This window comes from Adhaeribacter swui (assembly GCF_014217805.1).
In the GTDB taxonomy this organism is placed as follows: Bacteria; Bacteroidota; Bacteroidia; order Cytophagales; family Hymenobacteraceae; genus Adhaeribacter; species Adhaeribacter swui.
This window is the reverse complement of the sequence record NZ_CP055156.1, coordinates 4,983,053-5,007,456: the sequence shown is the minus strand read 5'-3', so window position 1 is coordinate 5,007,456 and position 24,404 is coordinate 4,983,053. Positions and strand designations below refer to the sequence as shown.

The following is a 24,404-nucleotide window of genomic DNA, read 5'->3' as shown; positions in this document are numbered from 1 at the left end:
AATTTTTGACTTGCCTAAAGGTAATTATTTTGGGTTAATAACTGTTAGGAGGTTTTACAAACCCCGGTATACATTCGGATTATGTTTGTAAATTTGTGATTCATGTTACGCAACACTCCTACTCTACTTACCAGCAAATTAATTCTGGGCGTTGACCCGGGTACCAATGTAATGGGGTACAGCATTATTGAGGTAAGTGGCTCTAAAGTTAAAGTTTTAGAATACGACGCCCTTTCTTTTAAAAAAGCGCCTAACCATGCGGTTAAATTAAAACGCATTTTTGATAATACGCTTTTACTGATTGAAAAATACCTGCCCGACGAAATGGCCATTGAAGCGCAATTTTACTCTACCAACGTACAAAGTATGTTAAAACTCGGTCGGGCGCAAGGTGTAGCCATTGCAGCCGCTTTATCGCGCGACATACCTTACGTTGAATATGCCCCGAAACGCATCAAACAATCGATTACGGGCAACGGTAATGCTTCTAAAGAACAAGTGGCTACCATGCTGGGTCAAATTTTAAAATTACCCACCGATACGCCTAAATTGTTTGACGCCACCGATGCCTTAGCAGTTGCCATGTGCCACCACTACCAGAAAGGCATAAACACCCAGGCAGGTACTAAATCCTGGAAAAGCTTTATCACCGATAATCCGGGTCGGGTAAAATAAAATTTTTTAAAAATTTTATTTTTGGCATTTCTGTTTTTAGCGGTAAAAGAGTAAAAAGATATTAGGGAGAAGACATTAGACTCTAGACACTAGATGTTAGACACTAGACTTTAGTTCTAACAAAAAGCCTTTCTTAGTTAATAAAATGGCAGTAATTCAGAAAGTAATATTGATGCATCAAACCTGCTCTTTTACTTACTACTTACCACCTAATACTTACTACCTAATACTTAATACATCACGCTCTTACCGGAATTAAAAAAGGCTTACCACTTTATAGTAGTAAGCCTTTTTTATAGGGCTGCTTTTCCGTTAAATATTTGTCCTGATTTTTTCTGCGATAGCTTCAAACTCTTCTTTGGGTAATTTTAGTTTGGGGTTAGCAAAATTCATATCATCCATGGTGTTAATAGGAATTAAATGGATATGCGCGTGGGGTACTTCGAACCCAATAACGGCTACTCCTACCCGGGTTGCACCAGTAGCTTTTTCTATTGCCAGAGCTACTTTTTTGGCAAACAAGTTTAAATCGGCAAGCAAAGTATCTTCTAAGGCAAAAAGGTAATCGGTTTGTTGTTTGGGAACTACCAAGGTGTGTCCTTTTTGCAAGGGGCTGATATCCAGAAACGCCAAAAAGCGATCATCTTCGGCTACTTTGTAGGCCGGAATATCCCCTTTAATTATTTTCGTGAAAATACTTTCCATTGCCATTACCGCGATATATCTAATATTTCGAAACGGATTTTACCGGCAGGTATGGTTATTTCGGCCACCTCTCCTACCGATTTACCCAATAAACCTTTGCCAATGGGTGATTTAACGGATATTTTACCTTGTGCCAGGTTGGCTTCTTCTTCCGAAACTAGCACGTAATCCATCACCATGTTATTGTTCAAATTCTTAATTTTTACTTTAGATAAAATCAAGGCTTTGCTTACATCCAAATTCGAATCATCAATTAAGCGGGCATTGCCCACTACTTCTTCGAGCTTCGAAATTTTTAATTCTAAATGCCCTTGTGCATCTTTAGCGGCGTCATATTCCGCATTCTCACTTAAATCGCCTTTATCGCGGGCTTCGGCTAGTTGCCGGGCTACTTCAGCTCTTCCCTTCGTTTTCAGCTCTGCTAATTCATCTTTTAACTTTTGCAAGCCTTCGGCGGTGTAATACGATATAGATCCCATAATTTTACTTTTATCAGAGATAATTAAAACAAAAAGAACGGCCAATGCCTGACCGTTCTTCCCGCAAGTTAGTATTTTTTTTAATATTTCTGCCAAAGGTGCGGCTAAGATTTTCATCCACAAACCAGCGCTTCGGCTTCTTGCTCCGGCTTATCATGGGCACCCATTGAGGCTTAATCAAGTTCTTTTGTTTTTCTTAATTCGGGCAAAATATCTTTGATTTTTGCGGTAAGTACCTGGTTAATTTTAACGTACGACTCGTGCGTCCAGCCGGCAATGTGCGGCGACAAAACCACGTTAGGCGCTTTAATCAGATATTCAAAATAAGACTTTTGCTCTTCGGTTAAAGTGTTTAATTTTTCGTTTTCCAGCACATCTAAAGCAGCTCCTTTTACTTTGCCCGCTTGTAAAGCCCGAACCAAACCTTTTAACTCCAGTATTTCGCCTCGCGATGAATTTAAAACCCAAATGTTTTTCCGGAAACCATTAAAAAAGGTCTCGTGGGCTAAATACCGGTTAGCGGCGGTGTAAGGTATATGAAAACTGAGTACATCGGCCTCGTTTTTAATCTGCTCCAGGGAAACCAAATAAGCATTATCGTCCGGTATAATAGAGTGGTCAAGGTCATAGGCCAACACCTGGCAATCGAACCCTTGTAAGCGTTTGGCAAACGAACGGCCCATGTTGCCGTAGCCAATAATGCCAATGGTTTTACCCATAATTTCTTCGCCCCGGTTAGCTTCGCGGTGCCACTCGTAACGGCGTACTTCGGCATCGGCGGTAACAATGTGCCGGAAAAGCGCCAGTAACAAACCTACTGTATGCTCTCCCACGGCATCCCGGTTACCTTCGGGGGCGTTTAGCAGTTTTATGTTGTGTTTTTGCAAGGCAGCTTCGTCTACGTTGTCGACGCCGGCGCCGGCCCGGGCAATAAAGCGCAAACGGTTGCTTCCGGTAAGTAAATCTTCGGTAATTTTTAATTTACTCCGCACAATTAATCCATCGTATTCTGCCAGCAAATCTTTTATCTCGGCTGCTTTAATATCGGGCTGGTAGTTTACCGTAAACCCAATTTCTTCCAGCATCGGAATAATGGTTAAATGCATTTGATCGACAATCAGACAGGTTAAGTTTTCTGACGACATTGTTAAATTTTTAAATTTTCTACAGCTAGTAAAGTCTTTCCAGAGCTAATTTTTTAAAAAAGCGATATTATAAAAGAAGAAAATGGGCTACCAAGAAATAAACCGCTAACCCAAGCAAGTCGTTAGCCGTGGTGATAAACGGACCGGCGGCTACGGCCGGGTTAATACCAAATTTATCCAGCAACATGGGCGTAACCGTACCCATTACCGACGATAGTACCACTACGCTAAATAAAGCCACCGATACAACTACGGCCAGTTGCAGGTTTTCATCTAGTATTACATTAAAGCTTAAAACTAAACCCGAAATTACCAGGGCATTAATTAAAGCAACCAAAATTACCTTTAAAATACGTTGCGTAAAATTATCCAGAATAAGGGAGTTGTTTGCCAACGTTTGAATAATTAAGGAGGACGATTGAATACCCACGTTGCCGCCTGTGGCCGTGATGAGTGGCGTAAACATGGCCATAGCAGGCAACAGCGATATTTCGGCTTCGAAAACTTTAATTAACCGGGCTCCCATTAAACCGCCAATCATGGCAATGAGCAGCCACGGTAAACGGGCCCGGGATAAGCGAAAAATGCTATCGTCTTCTTCAATGTTTTCGGTAATACCAGTCATTAATTGCCGGGTGGTTTCGGCTTGCTCCTGTATTACATCCAGCACATCGTCGATGGTTATGCGGCCCAGCAATTTATTTTTAGCATCCACCACCGGAATAGAATCCAGATCATACCGCTGCATAATCTCCACAACGTCCGTATCTTTTTTGTACGATTCAATGCTAATTACATCCGGATCGTATAATTGAGTTATGGGCGTATCATCCGTAGCCAAAATTAAGGTTTTAAGCCCTAAACGGCCCAGGAGCTTGTCTTTATCATCAACTACGTACACGCCATATACTTTTTCTACGGTTTCGGCTTGCCGCCGTATTTCGTCGATGCACTGCCCTACTTGCCAGTTAATGTTTACTTTAATTAACTCTTTGGCCATTAAGCCCCCGGCGCTGTCTTCTTCGTAATGCAGCAGGTCAATAATGTCGGCGGCTTTTTCTTCGTTGTCGAGCAGCGAAATTACTTCTTCCCGCACCTGCACCTTTTGCTCGTTCAATACGTCCACCGCATCATCCGATTCCATCAGGTTTACGTACCGGGCAATTTCTTCGCTAGTGAAATTTTTTAAAAAATCATTCCGGATTTCCGCATCTAAACTGCTTAAAATTTCGGAGCCAACTTCCGGGTCCAGCAAATCCAGCACATACTTAGATTGTTGGGCATCTAACTCATACAGTACCGTAGTAATATCGGCCGGATACATGTCTTCCAGGCTGGCTAAAACCAGGGCGGCATTGTCTTGCTCGATGGCAGCTTCAATTTCTTCTACAAAGGCTTTGGTTATTTCCAGCGGCATACACTATTATACTACTAAGAGGCGTGAGCTTCTACCATTTGCGTTAAATAAATAAAATCAGCTACCGATAATTGTTCCGCCCGTTTATCAAAAATAGGTTGTTTGGTTATTTCTTCGGGTAAGTTGTAGGGGCGTAAACAATTGCGTAAGGTTTTCCGGCGGGTACCAAAACTTTGCTTTACTACTTCAAAAAACTTTTTCTCGCTGCAAGGCAAATTTTCGACCTGGTTGCGCACCAACGTTATTACACCGGATAAAACCTGCGGGGGCGGATCAAACACTTCTCTACCCACAGTAAATTTATATTCAATTGTATAAAAGGCTTGCAGCAACACACTTAAAATGCCGTAAACTTTAGACCCGGGGCCCGCCGCAATGCGTTCGGCTACTTCTTTTTGCAGCATACAAACCACTTCTATTACCTGCTGCCTGTTTTCTAAAATTTTAAAAAAAATCTGACTGGAGATGTTATAGGGAAAGTTACCGATAATAGAATAGGCCCCCGAAAACAAATTTGCCGGATTAATCCGTAAAAAATCAGCTTCGATAATCCGGTCTGTTAATTCCGGAAAACTTTCTTTTAAATAAGCTATGGATTCCCGGTCAATATCAATTAGGGTGATAGTAAATTCTGGCCGTTGTATTAGGTAATTCGTTAATACTCCCATGCCGGGGCCTATTTCCAGCACTTGCTTGGGCGTGGTTGCCGGGCTCAGTTGGTTTACAATCCGTGCGGCAATGTTTTCGTCGGTTAAAAAATGCTGGCCGAGGTGTTTTTTAGGATTTACTTTTTTCACGAGATTGTAGTAAGCCGGTTTTATTTACCAGTAGTTAATGCGTTAGCTGAATTTAAAAAGCAACAAATTTTAGGGTAATGCGTCGCAGTTCCTGAAACTTTTAAACTTTTAGTATATTGCGCGCCAAAGATACGATAGAACCATGCCGACACAACTGAAATACGATACCAAGTTACCAAAAGATAACAATTTGGTGTTGATCGTTAACGCTGCTGCTGATTTGCCTTCGGCCGATTTTAGTGCGGAGGAACTAGATTTTTTAAAAAATCAGGTGGAGGCTAAACAAAAACTGATTGTTATAAACCGGTATACTTATCGTATTTACGTAGTGGTTACGGTTCCCAAGCCGGCATTCTCGGCGTATCACGAAGAATTACGGAAGGCCGGTTTTCATTTACAAAAGCTGGTGCAAACCGATAAAGTGCCGGAAATTTACCTCCACGACCTGACCGGTTCTAAAGCGTCTTTGTACTTAGCCGAAGGCTTATTTTTAAGTAATTACCAGTTTGATAAATATAAAACCGATAAAAGTAACGCATGCGCGTTGCAAACCATTATTATAACCGATAGCGCTATTGCCGAAGCGGAAGTAAACGAATACAACAACTTACTTTCGGGCGTTTATTTAACCCGCGATTTAGTAAACGAACCGCACAACTACCAATCGGCGGAGCAATTTGCCGAAACCATTACGGCCGTAGGCGAACATGCTGGTTTTGCAACAGAAGTGCTGGATATGCTAAAAATTCAAGCTTTAAAAATGGGAGGATTATTAGCGGTTAACCAAGGCAGCCTCGATCCGCCTACTTTTTCTATTCTGGAATACAAACCCGATAATGCGCATAATACCAAACCATATATTTTAGTGGGTAAAGGCGTGGTTTACGATACCGGCGGTTTAAGTTTGAAGCCCACTCCCCAATCCATGGACATGATGAAATGCGACATGGCTGGTGCTGCCGGAGTTATTGGTATTTTTTACGCTTTAGCTAAAAATAAAATCCCCGTTCACGTTATTGGCTTAATACCCGCTACCGATAACCGGCCCGGCGGCCGGGCCTTTGCTCCCGGCGACGTAATAACCATGTACAGCGGCACTACCGTGGAAGTACTAAACACCGATGCCGAAGGTCGGTTGATATTAGCGGATGCGCTACATTTTGCTAAGAAATACGATCCGGAATTAGTGATTGATATGGCTACTTTAACCGGGGCGGCCGCCCGCGCTATTGGCCGCGAAGGAATTGTAATGATAAGTAATGCTCCGGAAGAAATCAGGCAAAAATTTAAAAAATCCGGCGAAAACACGTACGAGCGCCTGGTGGAGTTTCCGTTGTGGGAAGAATACGCCGAACATTTAAAATCTGATATTGCCGATTTAAAAAATCTGGGTGGACCGGAAGCCGGTGCTATTACGGCGGGTAAGTTTTTAGAGCATTTTACTTCTTTCCCCTGGATTCATCTGGATATTGCCGGTACGGCTTTTCTTACTTCGCCGGATAATTACCGCGGTAAAAACGGCACTGGCTCTACGGTGCGGCTGATCTATCAATTTTTAACAGAACAAGTAAAAGAGGCTAGTAAATAAAACTACGCTTGGTTGACAAGTACGCTCAACCATAAACCTGGTACCACCTACCTGAACATGGACAAACCCAAATTAAAAATAGGCATTACCCTTGGCGATTATAACGGAATAGGTCCGGAAGTGATCGTTAAAACTTTGGCTGACAACCGGATTTTAAATTTTTGCACACCTATTATTTACGGCGCTGGATCGCTCATAAACAAAACTCGTAAGTTATTGCACGTCGAAAATTTTTCTTTTCAGCAAGTGCGCCAGGTCTCCGAAATTGATAATAACCGGGTAAATGTGCTAAACTGCTGGGAGGAAGAATACGAACTAACTCTAGGCAAACCGACGGCGCAATCCGGCCGGGCGGCTTTGCAATCTATCCAAGCGGCCTGCGCCGATTTAAAAGCCGGCTTGATTGATGGAATTGTAACGGCTCCCATTGATAAAGATAATATACAATCCGAAGAATTTAAATTTCCGGGCCACACTGAGTTTTTTACTTCTTACTTTGAAGCCGCCGAAAGCCTGATGTTTTTAGTAAGCGGCAATTTACGGGTAGCTACGGCAACCGGTCACTTGCCCGTAAAAGACGTGGCAGGTAAAATTACAACGGAGCTTTTGCTGCAAAAATTAACCATATTACTTAACTCCCTGCAACAGGATTTCGGCATTCAAAAGCCGCGAATAGCCGTACTGGGCTTAAATCCGCACGCCGGCGAAAATGGCTTACTGGGCACCGAAGAACAGGAAGTCATTATTCCGGCCATCCGTACCTTAAAAGAACGCGGGCATCTGCTCTTCGGACCTTTTCCGGCCGATGGTTTTTTTGGCACCCGCCAGTACCAGCAGGTAGATGCTACGTTGGCCATGTACCACGATCAGGGATTGATTCCGTTTAAAACCTTAGCCTTTGATAGCGGCGTAAATTTTACGGCGGGTTTACCCGTTGTTCGTACCTCACCCGACCATGGTACGGCTTACAATATTGCCGGCACAAACAAAGCCTCCGAAACCTCTTTCCGGGAAGCATTATTTCTGGCCATTGATATTATCCGGAAAAGAAGATTATCGTAAGCAAGGGAATCTATTTTAATTTTTTTAATTAGAGATTAAATTACTAATTTTGCGCTTTGCAAAAAAATGGGTAGCCGTGAGAAAGATAACCGAGTTTGATATTCAGATTGCCACCCTTAGCAATAAGGTACACGAATATGATTTTGTGCTGGATAATGCGTTTTTCGAATTATTCGACCAAAACCTGTTAAATGGGGGGCTTTTGCGGGCGCATGTTATTCTGGATAAAACAGATTTGCTCTTGCAATTTGAATTTAAAATTACCGGCCATGTTAATGTAACTTGCGACCGGAGTTTAGATGAATTTGACTATCCGATTAACATTGATGAATTACTATTAGTACGATACGGTGCCGTAGAAACTGAATTAGACGATAATGTTTTGCAGATTTTACCAGGTACCCAATCGATAAACATTGCGCAGCACTTATTTGATTACGTAGGTTTAGCAATACCAATTAAGAAACTGCATCCTCGTTTTTATGAGGTAGACGAAGATCCGGATGCTGAAAACATTCTGATTTATACCAGCGGTAGCGCCAATACCCCTGCCGACGATGATGACCAGGACGATGATGGTGCCGGGGATCCACGGTGGGATATTTTAAAAAAGTTAAAGTAAAGAATTTCATAATAATCTAAAAAACCAGTACAGTTAATTAAAAAATGGCACATCCTAAACGAAAGATTTCGAAAACCAGAAGAGATAAGAGAAGAACGCATTATAAATTAACCCCAAGCACCCACATGGAATGCTCCAACTGTGGTTCGCCGGTATTGTACCACCGGGTTTGTTCAGAGTGTGGATATTACCGGGGTAAGCAAGCTATCGAGAAAGAAGTAGCGGCCTAACGTATGAGAATAGCCCTCGACGCTATGGGCGGTGATTTTGCTCCTGATGCTATTGTACAAGGAGCAATTTTGGCTTCCCACAATTTGCCGGAAGATGCCGAGATAGTTTTGATTGGTCAGGAAGAAGTAGTGCGGGAATGCTTGCAAAAGCATGGTTCTACTTCTTCCCGCATTTCCATTGTTGCTGCGAGTCAGGTAATTCACATGGGGGAGCATCCTACCAAAGCACTTACTCAAAAACCAGATTCTAGTATTTCAAAAGGGTATCAATTGTTAAAATTAAAAGATGTTGATGCTTTTTGCAGTGCCGGCAATACCGGAGCTATGCTGGTCGGCGCTATGTTTAGTGTAAAGGCGGTAGAGGGAGTTTTAAGACCTGCTATTGTTGGCTTTGTGCCTAAACTAAATGGCAGTACGGGTATTTTCCTGGATGTGGGAGCAAACGCCGAATGCAAACCAGAAGTACTGGAGCAATTTGGCGAGCTGGGTTCTGTATACGCGATTAACGTACTGGAAATTGAAAATCCCAAAGTAGGTTTAATGAACCTGGGGGAAGAAGAAGGCAAAGGCACGGTAATATTACAAGCCGCCCACCAACTGCTTAAAAACAACAAAAGTTTAAATTTTATTGGTAACATCGAAGGTCGGGATTTATTTAACGACAAGGCCGATGTTATTGTTTGTGATGGATATATTGGCAACGTTATTTTAAAACTATCCGAATCCATCTACGATATTTTATTAAGTAAAAACATTGCCGATCCCTACTTTGATAAGTTTAATTACGAAGCAGTGGGTGGCAGCCCAATTTTAGGTATTAACGGCAATGCAATTATTGGGCATGGTGTTTCCAGCCCAACCGCAACCTGCAATATGTTGCATCTGGCCTACCAAATGGCTAAATCTGGCATTACGGAGCAAATACAAAAAACCTTTAGTGCCTGATTGCCCATTAAGAACCAAGAACTCTGACTATGAGCAAAATATCTGCTGCTATTACTGGCGTAAGCGGCTACGTACCGGATTATATCCTTACCAACCAAGAGTTGGAAACCATGGTCGAGACAAACGATGAATGGATCGTTACCCGCACCGGTATTAAAGAAAGAAGAATTTTAAAAAAAGAAGGCGAAGGAACCTCCTATATTGTAAACCAGGCAGTACGGGATCTTTTGCAAAAAACCAATACCCGCCCCGAAGAAGTAGAGTTAATTATTGTTGCTACTACTACCCCCGACATGGTATTTCCGGCTACCGCTAACCTGGTGGCCAACGCAACCGGCCTTGTAAATGCTTTTGGCTACGATTTGCAGGCCGCGTGTTCCGGTTTCTTGTTTGCCCTTTCCACGGGGGCTAAATTCATTGAATCAGGAAGGTATAAAAAGATAATTATTGCTGGCGCCGACAAAATGTCGTCGATTATCAATTACGAAGACCGTACTACCTGCATTATTTTTGGCGATGGTGGCGGTGCCGTAATGCTGGAACCTAACACAGAAGGCCTCGGCATTATCGACGAAGTTTTAAAATCGGATGGTTCCGGCGCTCCTTACCTGCACATGAAAGCGGGCGGCAGCCGCCAGCCAGCTACCCACGAAACCGTAGCCAACAAAGAACATTACGCCTACCAGGAAGGAACTACCGTTTTTAAATTTGCCGTGAAAGGTATGGCCGATGTTGCCGCCGAAGTAATGGAACGTAATCAGTTAACGGGTGATGATGTGGCCTGGCTCGTTCCGCACCAAGCTAACAAACGCATTATTGATGCCACCTCTAGCCGCATGAACATTGGCAGTGATAAAGTAATGATGAATATTGATCGTTACGGCAATACAACCAGTGGCACCTTACCGCTTTGCCTGTGGGATTACGAAAAACAATTAAAGAAAGGGGATAATATCATTCTGGCAGCATTTGGCGGCGGCTTTACCTGGGGATCCATTTATTTGAAATGGGCCTACGATCCCCAATAATTTTTAAAAATTTAAAATTTAGCTTTAATCATTTGAATGTAAATTGAAAGTCTTACTTTTCTAGTTACAAAGACTTTTAATCGTTAATAAAATTATAACATGGCTACTACTGCTGATTTCAAAAACGGGCTTTGTCTGGAATACAACGGTGATTTATATGTAATTACCGAATTTCAGCACGTGAAACCGGGTAAAGGTCCGGCTTTTGTACGGACTAAGCTAAAAAATATTAAAACCGGTAAGGTAATCGATAACACGTTTAATGCCGGTGTAAAGGTAACTACCGCCCGCGTAGAACAACGGCCCCATCAGTTTTTGTACAAAGATGATATGGGCTATACCTTTATGGATACCAATACCTTTGAACAGGTAATTTTGCAGGAAAAAATGGTTCCTTTTGCTGATTTACTAAAAGATGGTCAGGAAGTAACTATTTTGTTTCATGCTGAAACAGAAACCCCGCTTACCTGTGAAATACCGCCGTTTGTAGAATTAATGATTACCTACACCGAACCAGGTATTAAAGGCGACACCGCTACAAACGCTTCTAAAGCGGCCATTGTAGAAACCGGTGCAACTATTCAGGTTCCGCTTTTTATCAACCAAGACGAATTGATAAAAGTAGACACCCGTACTTACACTTATGCAGAACGAGTTAAATAAACTATGAAAGCGAAAGAACTTCAGGAACTGATTGACTTTATTGCAAAGTCGGGTTTAAACAAAGTAGACATTGAAACCGAAGAATTTAAAATTTCGGTAAAACGGGATCCGGATTCACCTAAAGTGCATTACGTTTCGGAACCTCCCCGGCCAGCAACACCAACTGCCGCTGCTCCTGCTCCCGCAGTTCCGGTAGCAACGACGGCTGCAACGGCCCCGTCGGCAAGCCCGGCAGCTAGTTCCGAAAGCAACTATCTTACTATAAAATCGCCCATGATCGGTACTTTTTACCGTTCATCCAGCCCGGAATCGCCTTCTTTTGTAAATGTGGGCGACGAAATTAGCAAGGGCGATGTTATTTGTATCATCGAGGCCATGAAGTTATTTAATGAAATTGAAGCTGAATTTGGCGGTAAAGTAGTTAAAGTACTCGTGGATAATGCCTCGCCGGTAGAATACGATCAACCTTTATTCCTGATTGATCCATCTTAAAAATTAATTATGAATGAAGAATTAAGAATTAGGGTAGCTTCGTCTTCCTAGTTTTTAATTCTTTTTTGCTTTAAACTACCTTCATTTAAAATTTTAAAGTAATCGTATAGGTGTATTTAATGTACGAGAAAAACTTAAATTTTTAAAAATTGAGGTGTAAAGGTTAATTACTAATTCATAATTTCTAATTTAAAATTAATAGAACTGTGTTTAAGAAAATTCTGGTTGCCAATCGAGGCGAAATAGCGCTGCGGGTTATTCGTACCTGTAAGGAGATGGGTATTAAAACAGTGGCGGTATACTCCACCGCCGATAAAGAAAGCCTACATGTGCGATTTGCGGATGAAGCCGTGTGTATTGGTCCCCCTTCTAGTGCCTTATCTTATTTAAATATACCCAGTATTATTTCGGCGGCCGAAATTACCAATGCCGATGCCATTCACCCGGGTTACGGGTTTTTATCAGAAAACGCGGAGTTTTCCCGCATTTGCCAGGAAAACGGCATTAAATTTATTGGCGCTACGCCCAGTATGATTAACGCCATGGGTGACAAGTCATCGGCCAAAACTACCATGAAAAAAGCGGGCGTACCCACCATTCCGGGTTCCGATGGTTTGTTAAAGTCGGTAGAAGAAGGCATTAAACTGGCTCATAAAATTAAGTATCCGGTTATTATCAAAGCTACCGCTGGTGGTGGTGGTCGCGGTATGCGCATCATCAACAGCGACGAAGAGTTTGAAAAAGCCTGGACCAGCGCCCGCACCGAAGCCAAAGCCGCTTTTGGGGACGATGGCATGTACCTGGAAAAATTTGTGGAAGAACCCCGGCACATCGAAATTCAGTTGGTAGGTGATCAATACGGGAAAGTTTGCCACTTATCCGAGCGGGATTGCTCTATCCAGCGCCGTCACCAAAAACTAATCGAAGAAACGCCTTCGCCATTCATTGACGATAATCTAAGAGATGCCATGGGGAAAGCCGCGATTGCGGGTGCCTCGGCTATTAGCTACGAAGGCGTGGGTACCATTGAATTTTTGGTAGACAAGCACAAAAACTTTTACTTCATGGAGATGAACACCCGGATTCAGGTGGAGCACCCTATTACCGAAGAAGTAATTAATTTTGACTTAATTAAAGAACAAATAAAGGTGGCCGCCGGCGTTCCGATATCGGGTAAAAATTATTTCCCGCAAATGCACGCCATTGAGTGCCGCATTAACGCCGAAGATCCGGCAAATGGCTTCCGGCCAGCTCCCGGTAAAATCACCACCTTACATATTCCGGGTGGGCATGGTGTTCGGGTTGATACGCACGTTTATGCTGGTTATACTATTCCGCCAAACTACGACTCTATGATTGCTAAACTTATCGTAACGGCGCAAACCCGCGAAGAAGCTATTGTTAAAATGAAGCGGGCCTTGAGTGAGTTTGTAGTGGAAGGCGTAAAAACCACTATTCCGTTTCATTTAAAAATGATGGACGACGAAAACTTTAAATCCGGGAATTTTACTACCAAATACCTGGATACCTATGACTTCAGCGTGTTGGCCGAATAGGACAAACAAAACCCAAAACAAAAAGCCTGGCCATTTAGGCCGGGCTTTTTATTTTTCTATGGCTGATAAAATATTTATTTTTTAAAAATTTGCTCTTCTTCCGCCACTAAGTCTTCCAGTTCATTATACCACTCTTGGCCATATTTACGAATTAACGGCTCTTTTAAAAATTGATAAACCCGCACCCCTAAATCCTGACCAAAGCTACAAGCGGCATTGCAAATTTGCCATTTATCGTAGTTTAAAGCTTCAAACCCATCGTATTTGGTAATCCGGATGGGGTACAAATGGCACGAAATGGGCTTGCGCCAGTTAATTTTACCATCCAGGTAGGCTTGCTCTATGCCGCATTTTAAAGTTAGGTTCTCGTCGTAAATGGCGTAAGCGCATTCGCGGTTGCCAATGGTGGTAGTAGAAAAATCACCTTCCCAATCTTTAATGTACAACCCTTGTTCCGCAATGGCTTGCTGGCCTTCCGGCGAAAGGTAAGGTTTAATAATATCGTAATTTTCCTGTAAAATCGCTAGTTCATCATCCTCTAGCGGAGCACCTAAATCGCCTTCTACGCAGCAGGCACCTTTGCATTTTTCGAGGTTACAAACAAAAAATTTATCTTTTAAATCGTCGCTCACGACGGTATGTTGCAGCACTATCATAAGTAAGGTATATCTCAAACTACAAAATTAGCCGGTTTTTAGTTCGGGCACAAACCGGAGCTATTTTACATCCGAAAAACCCGGCCACATTTTGTGGATTACTATTAACAAAGATTTTATATTATTGAGCCATAAACATTTCTATTTAACCTGTATGGCAACTTTAAACATCGAAGCGCTGCGTTATCCCATTGGTAAATTTGTTCCTAAACCGGATCTATCGCCAGACGACCTAAAAGAATATATTACCGAAATCAGCCATTTGCCCGCTCTGTTGCGCAAGGCCGTAAAAGATTTAGGGGAAGCTGAATTGGAAACCCCTTACCGCCCTGGCGGCTGGACCATTCGCCAAACGGTGAACCACGTAGCCGATAGTCACATTAATAGCTACACCCGTTTTCGATTAGCCCTTACGGAAGACAAACCCGTAATAAAACCCTACGAAGAACAACTCTGGGCCGAGTTAGAAGATGGCAAACACGCACCCGTAGATATTTCTTTATTGCTGTTGGAAGCCTTGCATCTGCGTTGGGTTATGCTTCTAGAGTCGTTAACCCCCGACCAATGGCAACGCAGCTTTGTGCATCCGCAATCCGGCGAAACTACTTTGGCCACCGCTGTTGGGATATATGCCTGGCATGGCAAGCACCACGTAGCGCACATTACTGAATTAAGAAAAAGAAATTTCGACCGCTAGAAAATCCGGAATTTCAAAAATTTAAATTTTTGAAATTCCAGCATCATCCAAGCTCCCCATTATAACTTATACCGGGGATCCGGGCTGGCGTATTGGTCCGTGAATTCACCTTGTAAAAATTTATAGTGCGCGGCTATGGCAATCATAGCGGCATTATCAGTGCAGTATTGGAAATCCGGAATGTATACCTGCCAATTATATTTAGTAGCAGCTTCTGTAAGTGCTTTTCGTAAACCCGAATTAGCCGAAACGCCACCAGCAATGGCAATCTGGCGAATACCCGTTTCTTTGGCGGCCAATATTAATTTATTCAGTAAAGTTTTAATTAAAGCATTTTGAATGCTGGCGCAAATATCCGGTAAGTTTTCGGCAATAAAATTGGGGTTTTTCGTTGTATTTTCCCGGAGGAAATACAAGATAGAGGTTTTAATGCCGCTAAAAGAATAATCGTAACCGGGCATACTCACAATGGGAAAGGTAAAACGATCCGGGTTACCTGTAGCAGCGGTTCGGTCAAGTAATGGACCACCCGGATAAGGTAATCCCAGTAATTTCGCGGATTTGTCGAAAGCTTCGCCCACGGCATCATCGGTGGTTTGGCCTAAAACCTGCATCTGCAAATAATCTTTTACCAATACAATTTGGGTATGGCCGCCACTTACGGTTAAACATAAAAAAGGAAACTGCGGCTTTGGTTCATCGATAAAATGCGCTAGAATATGCGCTTGCATGTGGTTTACTTCGATTAATGTCAACTGTAAACCCAGGGCAAAAGCTTTGGCAAAAGAACTGCCTACTAGCAAGGCACCTAACAATCCCGGGCCGCGGGTAAAGGCTACCGCATCTAAGTCGTTTTTTGTTATCTTTGCCGTAAGTAAGGCTTGCGTTACCACCGGAACAATATTTTGCTGATGGGCCCTTGAGGCTAATTCCGGAACCACGCCGCCGTATTGTTTATGAACCTCCTGGGTAGCTACGATGTTGGCTAATACCTTGCCTCCGCTAATAACCGCGGCGGAAGTATCGTCGCAGGATGACTCTATTGCTAAAATTGTTGGACTCATAGTTAATTGGAAAATAATAAAATAAAATGGGCTGGTATTTTAAAAACTACTCTCCGGATAGTTTTCGGCCTGTTTTTATTTATTCTTCTATTGTTTACGGGCTTAGTTATTGCCCTACGTCAGCCTGCCATTCAAACCCGGGTGGTACAAAAAGCCTCTGCCCTGCTTTCTGATAAAATTGGCCACCAGGTAACGATCGGGCGGGTTGCTATTCGTTTTTTTAACAAAGTTATACTGGAAAAAGTAAAAGTTCTTGATCAGAAGCAAGAAGAATTATTTTACATCGGCGAAGCCGAAGCCAGTTTAAGCGGTTTTTCGCCCCGCAATTACCGGCAGCTTACCATTAATGAGTTAAAACTCACAGATCCGCACGCCGCTTTTATCCGGTATCAGGATGCCGATTCCATGAATTTAAGCGTTTTTATCGCGGCTATTAAACGGTTGGTGAAAAAAGATACCACCACTACCACCAAAGGTACGTTCGATTTTAAAATCAATAACCTAATTGTGCAGAACGGCCATTTTCGTTACGAAAACCAAAAACGAAAACCAACCACTTTTGGTATGGATTACCAGCACCTGGATATTGACAGCATTAACGTAAAATTATCCGAAATTGCTTTTCTGGGCGATACCATTCAGGTACGGTTAACGGATTTACAGGCCCACGAGCATAGATCCAATGCCAAACTGAAGAACCTGGATGCCCGCATGGTGTATGCGCCCACTTTCTGGGAATTTGCCGACCTGGATTTGCGCTTAAACAGCAGCAATTTACGCCATTATGTGCGGTTTGATTATAAACGGTTCTGGAATTTTACTTCTTTCAACGACAGTGTGCAGGTTACAGCCACACTAGATTCTTCGGCCGTCTTCTCAGACGACATAGCCATTTTTGCGCCCGAGTTAAAAGATTGGAACGAGAAAATTTTAATTTCGGGCGAGGCAAAAGGCAAAGTACGGCGGTTTAATGCAAAACACATTGATCTGTATTACGGCGAAAAAACGCATTTGGTGGGGAGTTTAAGCGCCGATGGTTTGCCAAGCTACAAAGAAACCTTTGCTGATTTAAAACTAAAACCTTCGGTTATTAACGCCAAAGATTTAAAAAAATTTATACCTGCTGAAAACCGGGCCATGCTGGAACGATTAGGTACGGTAAAACTACAAGGCGATTTTTTAGGTTTTTACTCCGACTTTGTGGCACATGGTTCTTTTGCTACCGCTTTAGGCAAAGTGGTATCGGATATAAATTTAAAAATTAATAAAAATCCGGATTTATCTACCTACACCGGCGATTTAAAAACCGATCGGTTTGCGTTGGGTACTTTTCTGGGCGATACCCGTACGCTGCAAGCTGTTACCATGAACGGGCGGGTAAAAGGTACCGGGTTTAATTTGCAAAACGCCCGCTTAAACCTGGATGCTACCATTCAGTCGGTGGGTATTATGGGTTATAATTACCGTAACATTACTACAGATGCCACCCTCAGCCGGCAATTGGTTGCCGGAAAGCTAAAGATTAACGATCCTAATTTAATCTTAACGGCGGATGGCACTGTAAACTTAAGTGAGCCGCAACCTGCTTTTGATTTAACAGCCAACATTAACCGGGCAGATTTGCAGACTTTAAAATTGGCCAACCGCCGGTTTATTTTACAAACCGATGCCGATTTAAATTTTACCGGCATTAACCTGGATGACGTATTAGGTCAGGCTACTTTTAAAAAAACTACTTTAACGTACGGCCAAGAAATCATTGATTTTGATTCAGTTGCGGTCTTATCAGCCATTAATCAAGTTGGGCGTACCATTCAGGCCAGCAGTAATATTGCGGATTTTACGGCCTCCGGAAATTTTCAAATTTCGCGGCTGATTGCGGATTTAACCACGTTTGTGCGCGAAGATGTTCTTAGTTTTAAAAGTAATAAAGCCGCTACCGAAACGTATTATCAAAACAAAAAACCGTACGAAGGGCCGGATTATAATTTAAACATGAACCTCCGGTTTAAACAAGGCAACTCCTTTTTAAAAGCTTATCTTCCGGATTTATACATTGCCCCAAACACTTTATTTACGGGCAACTTCCGGCAAGGCCGAAATTCTATTTTCACGCTATATAGCCACGTAGACACTTTAATTTACGGCAAATATCGCTTCTACAACAACGAACTAGAATTTGATAACTCTAAATTAAGAACCAGTACCTACGTTTTAGCCAGTTTAGTTTTTACTTCGCGCAACCAACAATTTGCGAACGCTGCACCCTCCGAAAACTTATTCGTGGAAGGCATTTGGAACGACAGTACCATTAATTTTGCCGCTAATATTGCTCAAACAGGTAGCACAAATAAAGCCGCAGTAGCCGGTAACATTGGTTTTCTGCCGGATAAAGTACAGGTAGAATTTAATCAATCGAACATCACTGTTCTGGGTAAGCAATGGAACATCCGGCCGGGTAACAGCATCGTAATTGGGGGAGCCGGCAAAGAGATCGATATCAATAACCTGGAGCTTTATTTTGGTAACCAAAGCATCAATCTGGGTGGTAACGTTTCCCGATATCCGGAAAAAGAATTAATACTGGACGTTAAAAATTTTCAACTGCAAAATCTGGTACCTCTTATAAACCAGGAAATTTCGGGGGTATTAAACGCCCGGGCTTCGGCTGCCAGTTTATTCAATAAACCTATTGTTCTCAGTAAATTAAAAGTAGATTCGCTAAAGCTGGATACCATTTACATCGGCGAAATTGCCGGTTCCACGGATTGGGATAAAAATGAAGATAAGGTGAAGGTTGATTTGGGCGTATTCCGGAATAATATGCGCGTGGTTTCTGTTTCCGGAGATTATAACCCCCAATCCGAAAACAATCCTTTAAACTTATTGGCCGTAATGGACGAAGCCCCCATTAAACTGGTGGAGCCACTGCTTAAAACGCTTTTCTCTGATTTATCGGGCATTATGGAAGGCCGGGTACAGATAAATGGCGATTTGGATGCACCCATTCTGATTGGTTCAGCTTTTGTTACCAACGGCCGGTTCCGGGTGAATTACCTAAATACCTATTATACTTTTAGCGACCGGATTTACTTCTCTGATAAAGATATTGCTTTTCAAAATATTCGCGTTCGGGATATGTTTAACAATGCTGCTACCATTGTCGGCAGCATTCAGCACCAAGGTTTCCGGAACATGAACCTGGATTTAAAAGGGGATTTCCGGCGGTTTATGGTTTTAAATACGACCCGGGCGCAAAATTCTTTGTACTATGGTACGGCCATTGCCAGCGGAACGGCCAGTTTAACCGGTACTCCTTCTAATTTATTTATCACGGTTAATGCCCGCAGCGACTCCGGTACCAAAATGTCTATCCCGCTGGATGGCCAGCAAGAAGCCCGGCAACAAAGCTACATTCAGTTTGTAAATCATAAAAAAGCCGATTCAGTTGCCACAGGTCCTACTGATAATATACCTGAAGTTAATTTGGCCGGCATCAATTTAAAGTTTGATCTGGGCATAACCGACGACGCTGAACTGGAGATTATTTTTGACGAAGAAACCGGTGATATTGTGCGGGGCTCGGGCAATGGCCGCATTAATTTAAATATAGATACCCGCGGCGAGTTTACCATGGATGGCCAGGTAGAAATAGTGCGGGGCTATTATAATTTTACGCTGTACAACATTATCCGGAAAGGCTTTAATATTCGGCCGGGCGGCACCATTACCTGGAACGGCGATCCATATGCGGGTATTATGGACTTAACTGCTACCTATACCCAGCGTATTGCGTTGCCGGCCAGTATTACCCAGCAAAACCAAAGCAATATCCGGTATCCCGTAACCGCCGTGATGGATTTGGATGGTAAATTACTTTCACCGGAAATTAAGCTTAACCTGGAGTTTGAAGATACCCCGTCGGCCTTAGAAACGCAAATAAATGCCTACTTGGCCGATATCCGCAATAACCAAGACGAGCTGAACCGCCAGGTTTTTAATTTACTCATCTTAAAACGTTTATCCGATCCGGCCAATGCTACCCAGACAAATGTAGGCGCCCAGGTAGATAATGCGCTCGGGTTAACCAGCAGTTTAAGTCAGGCTTTATCTAACCAGTTAGGTAATTTAATTTCGCAACTCGATAGTAATTTAGAAATTGATATTGGCTTGGATGGTTTCAGTAACGAGCAATTAAACGATTTACAACTGCGGCTGAGTTACTCGTTTTTTAAAGGCCTTTTGCGGTTAAGTCACGAAGGAGGCTTGCCGGGTAGCAATTTAAATAATGATCCATCTAGCCCTAACTATAATCCAACCGGCTCGGAAGTTCCTGGTTCGTGGCGGGCTGATATATATTTGCGCGAGGACGGCAAGCTGCGGCTTAAGTTAGAGTACAACATTATTCCGTATGCCTATACCACTACTTTCGGCCAAAATACCGTGAGCAGTTTACGGGGCAGTATTTTACACACCGAAAGGTTCGACACTTTTGCGGAATTATTTGCCCGCCGCAAAATGCGTCGCCGAATGCGGAAACCACCCGAAAAAATTATTATTGATTCTGACGAACGCGTTGGACTTTAAAATTTTAAAAAATTAAAAATTTGCAGTTCGGGCTTACTTACCTGCTGCATTTAGTTGCATACTTATCAAATAAATTAAAGCTGCCCATCCTCTTATCATACCAATTTGGCGCCTGAAATTTTAAATTTTTAAAAAATCTGTTAGTGCAAAAAGGACGAATAGCTACTAACTGGTAAATGATAATTGATAACTCTGGTTTTTATTCTTAATTTTGCCGGGCAAAAGAGTATATGGCCAGACAACCCAATAAACCCACCCGTAAAAAAAAGCTAGGTAGCTACCCGCATGCCATGGTTATTTTTACTATTACCCTGGCTTTGTTCGTTATTGGCTTGTTCAGCACTTTGCTCATTCACGCGGGTAAATTATCCGATGTAGTAAAGCAGAGCATTGAGGTGCAGGTTTACCTGGATTTTGATTTAACCCAAACTCAACTGGCCCGCATGAAAAATGTTCTTTCCCAGAAAGAATACATCGCCTACTTAAACCAGGAGCCGCAAGTGCGATTTTTTTCGAAAGAAGAAGGCGCGAAAGAATTTATTCAGGAAAGTGGCGAAGACTTTATGGCTTTTCTGGGCGATAACCCTTTGCGCGACGCCTACATTTTAAACATTAACCCGGATTTTGCGGATTCTGAACATCTGAAAAAAATTAAAGCAGAATTAGAAGAGATTGATGGGGTATACGAAGTGCAGTATGTAGCCAGCTTAATCGATTCTATAAATCAAAATTTAAAAAAAATCAGCATTATCCTGCTAAGTTTCGCGGCTATTCTGGTATTCGTAGTTATTATTTTGATTAATAATACCATAAAGCTCGCCATGTTTTCGCAACGTTTTTTAATCCGGAGCATGCAGTTAGTGGGCGCTACTTCTGGTTTTATTCAGAAACCGTTCATGAACCGGGCTATTTTTCAGGGTTTAATCAGCGGATTACTGGCTTCGGGTATGTTGTTAGGTTTGCTAACCTACGCTTATTACCAGATCAACGAATTGTATTTACTCCGCGACGAAACCAAATTAATTATTCTGGCCGGGATATTGGTGTTACTGGGAATGGTAATCGGCTTTATCAGCTCTTACAGGGCTGTCCGGAAATACATGCGTTTATCTCTGGATGAACTTTATTAAGCAATAACAGCTAGTAAAAGTTAGAACCTAACCTATTAAGTTTTAATCAGTAATAGCAGTTTATCTAAATAGATTTTTAAAAATTTAAAATATCCAAACCAAACGACTAGCGTCTAAAATCTAGCGCCTAACTTATGGAAAACAAAAATCAGTTTGCTTTTGGCCGCCGAAACTATTTGTTGATGATCGTGGGCTTAGTTGTGCTTGCCATTGGTTTTATTATTATGACCTTGGATAAAGAACCTTACGGAGAAGGTTTTCTGGGCATTACCTTAGGTCCCATTATTTTAGTTATCGGGTTTGTCATTGAATTTTTCGCTATTCTGGTGAAAGATCGCAAGTAAGTATAAATGAGTTTCTGGCACGCAATCATTCTGGCTATTGTAGAAGGCCTCACTGAATTTCTACCTGTATCTTCCACCGGGCACATGATCATCGCCTCGAGTTTAATGGGCATCAACACCTCGGAATTTACTAAAATGTTTACCGTTAATATTCAGTTCGGCGCCATATTGTCGGTGTTGGTATTGTACTGGAAACGGTTTTTTCAGTCCATTGATTTCTACAAAAAGTTACTTCTCGCCTTTTTACCAGCCGTAGTAATTGGCTTTTTACTTAACGATGTAATCGATGCCATGCTGGAAAGCGTGGTTACGGTAGCGGTATCGTTGGTATTGGGCGGTATTGTGTTGTTATTTGTAGATAAATGGTTTAACAACGATCCCACGCATAGTACTCCCTCGGCGAAACAAGCTTTTATAATTGGTATAGCTCAGTGTATTGCCATGATTCCGGGTGTATCCCGGTCGGCAGCGTCTATAATTGGGGGTTTGGCGCAAGGTATTTCGCGAAAAGCCGCTGCTGAATTTTCTTTTTTTCTGGCTATTCCTACCATGCTGGCTGCTGCCAGTTATAAATTTATCACCGACTTTCTGCACCTGGATATCAAAGACGATATTCTCAAAATGAATACGCCTAAAATTCAAGCTAGCCTTAATCAATTATCCGCGCACGATATTCAAGTGCTTTTATTGGGCAACTTGGTAGCTTTTGTAGTTGCTATGTTGGCCATTAAATTTTTTATCAATTTTTTAACGAAGTACGGCTTCCGGGTTTTTGGGATTTACCGCATTATTTTAGGAGCCTTGCTTTTATTGCTGTTATTATTTGGCGTGGATTTAAGTGTGTAGCATGAAGGAATACGATTTTGAAGCTGGCGAAATTTTATTAATTAATAAACCCTTGCACTGGACCTCGTTTGATGTGGTAAAGAAAGTGCGTAATCAGCTCAGAATTAAAAAAATTGGTCATGCGGGTACCTTAGATCCTTTAGCATCGGGGCTGTTGATTTTATGTACCGGCAAATTCACCAAGAAAATTGAAGAAATTCAAAGTCAGGAAAAAGAATACACCGGGCATTTTACCATTGGGCAAACCACTCCTTCCTTCGACCTGGAAACAGCCGTAGACCAAACTTGCGATTACCAGCATATTACAGAAGAAGCTATCCGAACCACTGCCGCCTCATTCGTGGGGCAAATAGACCAGGTTCCCCCGCTTTTTTCGGCAGTAAAAATTAACGGCGAAAGAGCCTATACTTTAGCCCGCCGGGGCGAAGAAGCCGAAATAAAAGCAAAATCTATTCATATTAAAGCGTTTGAAATTACCGCAATAGAACTGCCCGTCGTCCATTTTCGGGTTGTTTGTTCCAAGGGTACTTACATTCGTAGTTTGGCTCGCGATTTTGGGGTGAAATTGGGCTGCGGGGCACACCTCTCCCAATTAGTTCGTACCCGAATCGGAGAATTTCACCTGGACCAGGCGCTTACCTTAGAAGACATCCAGAACATCCGCCAGCACAGACAAGAGCAACATGCAGGTAATTCGTAGTCTTTCTGATTTTCCGGAATTAAGCCAGGCAGTAGTAACCAGCGGAACTTTTGACGGGGTACATTTGGGCCACCAAAAAATACTGCATCGGTTAATACAAATTACCCAGGATGTTAACGGGCAAAGTGTAGTCATCACTTTTTGGCCACATCCGCGCTTGGTTTTACAGCCCGAAATTCAAAACCTGCATTTACTTTCTACCATCGAAGAACGGATAGCCGAACTGAGCGCTTTTAACATCGATTATTTACTTATTATTCCGTTTACCCGGCAGTTTGCGAACTTAGACTCCGAGCAGTTTATCTCCGAAATTCTCATTAAAACCATTCGTACCAAAAAACTAGTTATTGGCTACGACCACCGCTTTGGCCGCAACCGGACAGGTAGTTTTGAGTACCTACGCCAGCACGCGCCCGAATTAGGTTTTGAGGTAGAAGAAATTCCGCGCCAGGACATTGAAAATGTTGCGGTAAGCTCTACTAAAATCCGGACGGCTCTGGAAAATGGCGAAATTAAAACGGCTAACGCGTACTTAGGGCGAAGTTATTCTTTAACCGGAACAGTAGTTCGGGGTAAACAGTTGGGCCGTACTTTAGGGTATCCTACCGCCAACCTCAGCATCAGCAATTCGCATAAATTAATTCCGAAACTGGGGATTTACGTGGTTCAGGTAAAAATCAAAGACCAGCTATTTGGGGGGATGCTCAGTATTGGCATTAATCCTACCGTGGGGGGCACCACCCGCACCGTAGAGGTAAATATTTTTAATTTTTCAGGTGATTTATACAATCAGGAAATTACCCTGTTGTTTATGGACCGCATCCGGGACGAAGAAAAATTTAAAAATCTGGAAGAACTAATCGCGCAAATGCATCAGGATAAAATAACCGCCTTAGCTGTTCTGGAGCAAATAGCTTAACTTGCTTAATCACTTCTTTTTTAAAAATTTCCCAATCAACCCGGTGCCTGGTTTGCC

General features: G+C 42.5%; 24 protein-coding genes. 17 read left to right on the top strand and 7 right to left on the bottom strand.

The genetic code is table 11. The features are described from left to right. Window positions 1-102 precede the first annotated feature (102 nt). Window positions 103-675 (top strand): crossover junction endodeoxyribonuclease RuvC, encoded by a 573-nt coding sequence (gene ruvC / locus HUW51_RS20740; RefSeq protein WP_185271518.1) that lies wholly within the window; start codon window positions 103-105, stop codon window positions 673-675. A gap of 312 nt (window positions 676-987) precedes the next feature. Here the strand turns inward: ruvC and HUW51_RS20735 are convergent, their stop codons facing one another. The 5 genes from HUW51_RS20735 to rsmA form a co-directional block, all read right to left on the bottom strand. Next, a complete protein-coding gene (locus tag HUW51_RS20735) occupies window positions 988-1,380 on the bottom strand; it encodes an HIT family protein (protein WP_185274616.1) in 393 nt (130 codons plus the stop codon). A gap of 5 nt (window positions 1,381-1,385) precedes the next feature. Then, a complete protein-coding gene (gene greA / locus HUW51_RS20730; protein ID WP_185271517.1) occupies window positions 1,386-1,859 on the bottom strand; it encodes a transcription elongation factor GreA in 474 nt (157 codons plus the stop codon). A 173-nt stretch (window positions 1,860-2,032) separates the two neighbouring features. Then, complete coding sequence (locus tag HUW51_RS20725) at window positions 2,033-3,004, bottom strand: NAD(P)-dependent oxidoreductase (RefSeq protein ID WP_228466795.1); 972 nt, start codon at window positions 3,002-3,004, stop codon at window positions 2,033-2,035. Between the two features lie 67 nt (window positions 3,005-3,071). Beyond that, window positions 3,072-4,421 carry a magnesium transporter gene (gene mgtE, locus HUW51_RS20720; RefSeq protein WP_185271516.1) on the bottom strand — a complete coding sequence of 450 codons (1,350 nt, stop codon included), beginning with the start codon at window positions 4,419-4,421 and terminating at the stop codon, window positions 3,072-3,074. Window positions 4,422-4,435: 14 nt separating this feature from the next. Beyond that, window positions 4,436-5,218: a 16S rRNA (adenine(1518)-N(6)/adenine(1519)-N(6))-dimethyltransferase RsmA gene (gene rsmA / locus HUW51_RS20715; RefSeq protein WP_185271515.1), complete on the bottom strand. Its 783-nt coding sequence runs from the start codon at window positions 5,216-5,218 to the stop codon at window positions 4,436-4,438. A gap of 142 nt (window positions 5,219-5,360) precedes the next feature. Here rsmA and HUW51_RS20710 point away from each other — a divergent pair, with 142 nt between their 5' ends. The 9 genes from HUW51_RS20710 to accC all read left to right on the top strand — a co-directional run bounded on the left by HUW51_RS20710 (window position 5,361) and on the right by accC (window position 13,404). Further along, window positions 5,361-6,806, top strand: a complete 1,446-nt coding sequence (locus tag HUW51_RS20710; protein ID WP_185271514.1) for a leucyl aminopeptidase family protein — start codon at window positions 5,361-5,363, stop codon at window positions 6,804-6,806. Window positions 6,807-6,863: 57 nt separating this feature from the next. Continuing rightward, window positions 6,864-7,868, top strand: coding sequence for a 4-hydroxythreonine-4-phosphate dehydrogenase PdxA (gene pdxA, locus HUW51_RS20705; RefSeq protein WP_185274614.1), 1,005 nt, complete (start codon window positions 6,864-6,866; stop codon window positions 7,866-7,868). Window positions 7,869-7,944: 76 nt separating this feature from the next. Further along, window positions 7,945-8,490 (top strand): YceD family protein, encoded by a 546-nt coding sequence (locus HUW51_RS20700; protein WP_185271513.1) that lies wholly within the window; start codon window positions 7,945-7,947, stop codon window positions 8,488-8,490. Window positions 8,491-8,534: 44 nt separating this feature from the next. Beyond that, the gene (gene rpmF, locus HUW51_RS20695; RefSeq protein ID WP_106928678.1) at window positions 8,535-8,720 is read left to right on the top strand and encodes a 50S ribosomal protein L32; all 186 of its coding nucleotides are present in this window, start codon (window positions 8,535-8,537) and stop codon (window positions 8,718-8,720) included. A 3-nt stretch (window positions 8,721-8,723) separates the two neighbouring features. Then, window positions 8,724-9,665 carry a phosphate acyltransferase PlsX gene (gene plsX / locus HUW51_RS20690; protein WP_185271512.1) on the top strand — a complete coding sequence of 314 codons (942 nt, stop codon included), beginning with the start codon at window positions 8,724-8,726 and terminating at the stop codon, window positions 9,663-9,665. Window positions 9,666-9,694: 29 nt separating this feature from the next. Then, entirely contained in the window at window positions 9,695-10,693 is a 999-nt protein-coding gene (locus HUW51_RS20685; RefSeq protein ID WP_185271511.1) for a beta-ketoacyl-ACP synthase III, read from the top strand. 99 nt (window positions 10,694-10,792) lie between these two features. Further along, complete coding sequence (gene efp, locus HUW51_RS20680) at window positions 10,793-11,356, top strand: elongation factor P (RefSeq protein WP_185271510.1); 564 nt, start codon at window positions 10,793-10,795, stop codon at window positions 11,354-11,356. A gap of 3 nt (window positions 11,357-11,359) precedes the next feature. Further along, window positions 11,360-11,848: an acetyl-CoA carboxylase biotin carboxyl carrier protein gene (accB, locus tag HUW51_RS20675; RefSeq protein WP_185271509.1), complete on the top strand. Its 489-nt coding sequence runs from the start codon at window positions 11,360-11,362 to the stop codon at window positions 11,846-11,848. A gap of 206 nt (window positions 11,849-12,054) precedes the next feature. Next, window positions 12,055-13,404, top strand: a complete 1,350-nt coding sequence (accC, locus tag HUW51_RS20670) for an acetyl-CoA carboxylase biotin carboxylase subunit (protein WP_185271508.1) — start codon at window positions 12,055-12,057, stop codon at window positions 13,402-13,404. A 74-nt stretch (window positions 13,405-13,478) separates the two neighbouring features. On the opposite strand, the gene HUW51_RS20665 is transcribed toward accC, so the two are convergent. Beyond that, window positions 13,479-14,060: a DUF3109 family protein gene (locus tag HUW51_RS20665; RefSeq protein ID WP_185271507.1), complete on the bottom strand. Its 582-nt coding sequence runs from the start codon at window positions 14,058-14,060 to the stop codon at window positions 13,479-13,481. 154 nt (window positions 14,061-14,214) lie between these two features. Between HUW51_RS20665 and HUW51_RS20660 the strand changes: the two genes are divergently transcribed. After that, on the top strand, window positions 14,215-14,757 hold the full coding sequence (locus tag HUW51_RS20660; protein WP_228466793.1) for a YfiT family bacillithiol transferase: 543 nt from the start codon (window positions 14,215-14,217) through the stop codon (window positions 14,755-14,757). Window positions 14,758-14,816: 59 nt separating this feature from the next. On the opposite strand, the gene tsaD is transcribed toward HUW51_RS20660, so the two are convergent. After that, window positions 14,817-15,821 (bottom strand): tRNA (adenosine(37)-N6)-threonylcarbamoyltransferase complex transferase subunit TsaD, encoded by a 1,005-nt coding sequence (tsaD, locus tag HUW51_RS20655; protein ID WP_185271506.1) that lies wholly within the window; start codon window positions 15,819-15,821, stop codon window positions 14,817-14,819. 6 nt (window positions 15,822-15,827) lie between these two features. Between tsaD and HUW51_RS20650 the strand changes: the two genes are divergently transcribed. The 6 genes from HUW51_RS20650 (at window position 15,828) to HUW51_RS20625 (ending at window position 24,347) form a co-directional block, all read left to right on the top strand. Continuing rightward, window positions 15,828-20,408, top strand: a complete 4,581-nt coding sequence (locus HUW51_RS20650; RefSeq protein ID WP_185271505.1) for a translocation/assembly module TamB domain-containing protein — start codon at window positions 15,828-15,830, stop codon at window positions 20,406-20,408. Between the two features lie 230 nt (window positions 20,409-20,638). Next, on the top strand, window positions 20,639-21,538 hold the full coding sequence (locus HUW51_RS20645; protein ID WP_185271504.1) for a cell division protein FtsX: 900 nt from the start codon (window positions 20,639-20,641) through the stop codon (window positions 21,536-21,538). 134 nt (window positions 21,539-21,672) lie between these two features. Next, on the top strand, window positions 21,673-21,882 hold the full coding sequence (locus HUW51_RS20640; protein WP_185271503.1) for a DUF3098 domain-containing protein: 210 nt from the start codon (window positions 21,673-21,675) through the stop codon (window positions 21,880-21,882). Between the two features lie 6 nt (window positions 21,883-21,888). Beyond that, the gene (locus HUW51_RS20635) at window positions 21,889-22,728 is read left to right on the top strand and encodes an undecaprenyl-diphosphate phosphatase (RefSeq protein WP_185271502.1); all 840 of its coding nucleotides are present in this window, start codon (window positions 21,889-21,891) and stop codon (window positions 22,726-22,728) included. A gap of 1 nt (window position 22,729) precedes the next feature. After that, the gene (gene truB, locus HUW51_RS20630) at window positions 22,730-23,428 is read left to right on the top strand and encodes a tRNA pseudouridine(55) synthase TruB (RefSeq protein ID WP_185271501.1); all 699 of its coding nucleotides are present in this window, start codon (window positions 22,730-22,732) and stop codon (window positions 23,426-23,428) included. Next, a complete protein-coding gene (locus HUW51_RS20625; RefSeq protein WP_185271500.1) occupies window positions 23,412-24,347 on the top strand; it encodes a bifunctional riboflavin kinase/FAD synthetase in 936 nt (311 codons plus the stop codon). The genes truB and HUW51_RS20625 overlap by 17 nt, the downstream gene beginning before the upstream one ends. Window positions 24,348-24,404 lie beyond the last annotated feature (57 nt).

Bases quoted from the DNA above. Each gene is read 5' to 3' on its own strand.
- HUW51_RS20685 (WP_185271511.1), top strand. From the start codon at position 9,695: ATGAGCAAAATATCTGCTGCTATTACTGGCGTAAGCGGCTACGTACCG.
- efp (WP_185271510.1), top strand. From the start codon at position 10,793: ATGGCTACTACTGCTGATTTCAAAAACGGGCTTTGTCTGGAATACAAC.
- rpmF (WP_106928678.1), top strand. From the start codon at position 8,535: ATGGCACATCCTAAACGAAAGATTTCGAAAACCAGAAGAGATAAGAGA.
- HUW51_RS20625 (WP_185271500.1), top strand. From the start codon at position 23,412: ATGCAGGTAATTCGTAGTCTTTCTGATTTTCCGGAATTAAGCCAGGCA.
- HUW51_RS20710 (WP_185271514.1), top strand. From the start codon at position 5,361: ATGCCGACACAACTGAAATACGATACCAAGTTACCAAAAGATAACAAT.
- tsaD (WP_185271506.1), bottom strand. From the start codon at position 15,821: ATGAGTCCAACAATTTTAGCAATAGAGTCATCCTGCGACGATACTTCC.
- HUW51_RS20660 (WP_228466793.1), top strand. From the start codon at position 14,215: ATGGCAACTTTAAACATCGAAGCGCTGCGTTATCCCATTGGTAAATTT.
- plsX (WP_185271512.1), top strand. From the start codon at position 8,724: ATGAGAATAGCCCTCGACGCTATGGGCGGTGATTTTGCTCCTGATGCT.
- HUW51_RS20640 (WP_185271503.1), top strand. From the start codon at position 21,673: ATGGAAAACAAAAATCAGTTTGCTTTTGGCCGCCGAAACTATTTGTTG.
- HUW51_RS20635 (WP_185271502.1), top strand. From the start codon at position 21,889: ATGAGTTTCTGGCACGCAATCATTCTGGCTATTGTAGAAGGCCTCACT.
- mgtE (WP_185271516.1), bottom strand. From the start codon at position 4,421: ATGCCGCTGGAAATAACCAAAGCCTTTGTAGAAGAAATTGAAGCTGCC.
- ruvC (WP_185271518.1), top strand. From the start codon at position 103: ATGTTACGCAACACTCCTACTCTACTTACCAGCAAATTAATTCTGGGC.
- greA (WP_185271517.1), bottom strand. From the start codon at position 1,859: ATGGGATCTATATCGTATTACACCGCCGAAGGCTTGCAAAAGTTAAAA.
- pdxA (WP_185274614.1), top strand. From the start codon at position 6,864: ATGGACAAACCCAAATTAAAAATAGGCATTACCCTTGGCGATTATAAC.
- HUW51_RS20725 (WP_228466795.1), bottom strand. From the start codon at position 3,004: ATGTCGTCAGAAAACTTAACCTGTCTGATTGTCGATCAAATGCATTTA.
- truB (WP_185271501.1), top strand. From the start codon at position 22,730: ATGAAGGAATACGATTTTGAAGCTGGCGAAATTTTATTAATTAATAAA.
- accB (WP_185271509.1), top strand. From the start codon at position 11,360: ATGAAAGCGAAAGAACTTCAGGAACTGATTGACTTTATTGCAAAGTCG.
- HUW51_RS20645 (WP_185271504.1), top strand. From the start codon at position 20,639: ATGGCCAGACAACCCAATAAACCCACCCGTAAAAAAAAGCTAGGTAGC.
- HUW51_RS20735 (WP_185274616.1), bottom strand. From the start codon at position 1,380: ATGGAAAGTATTTTCACGAAAATAATTAAAGGGGATATTCCGGCCTAC.
- HUW51_RS20665 (WP_185271507.1), bottom strand. From the start codon at position 14,060: ATGATAGTGCTGCAACATACCGTCGTGAGCGACGATTTAAAAGATAAA.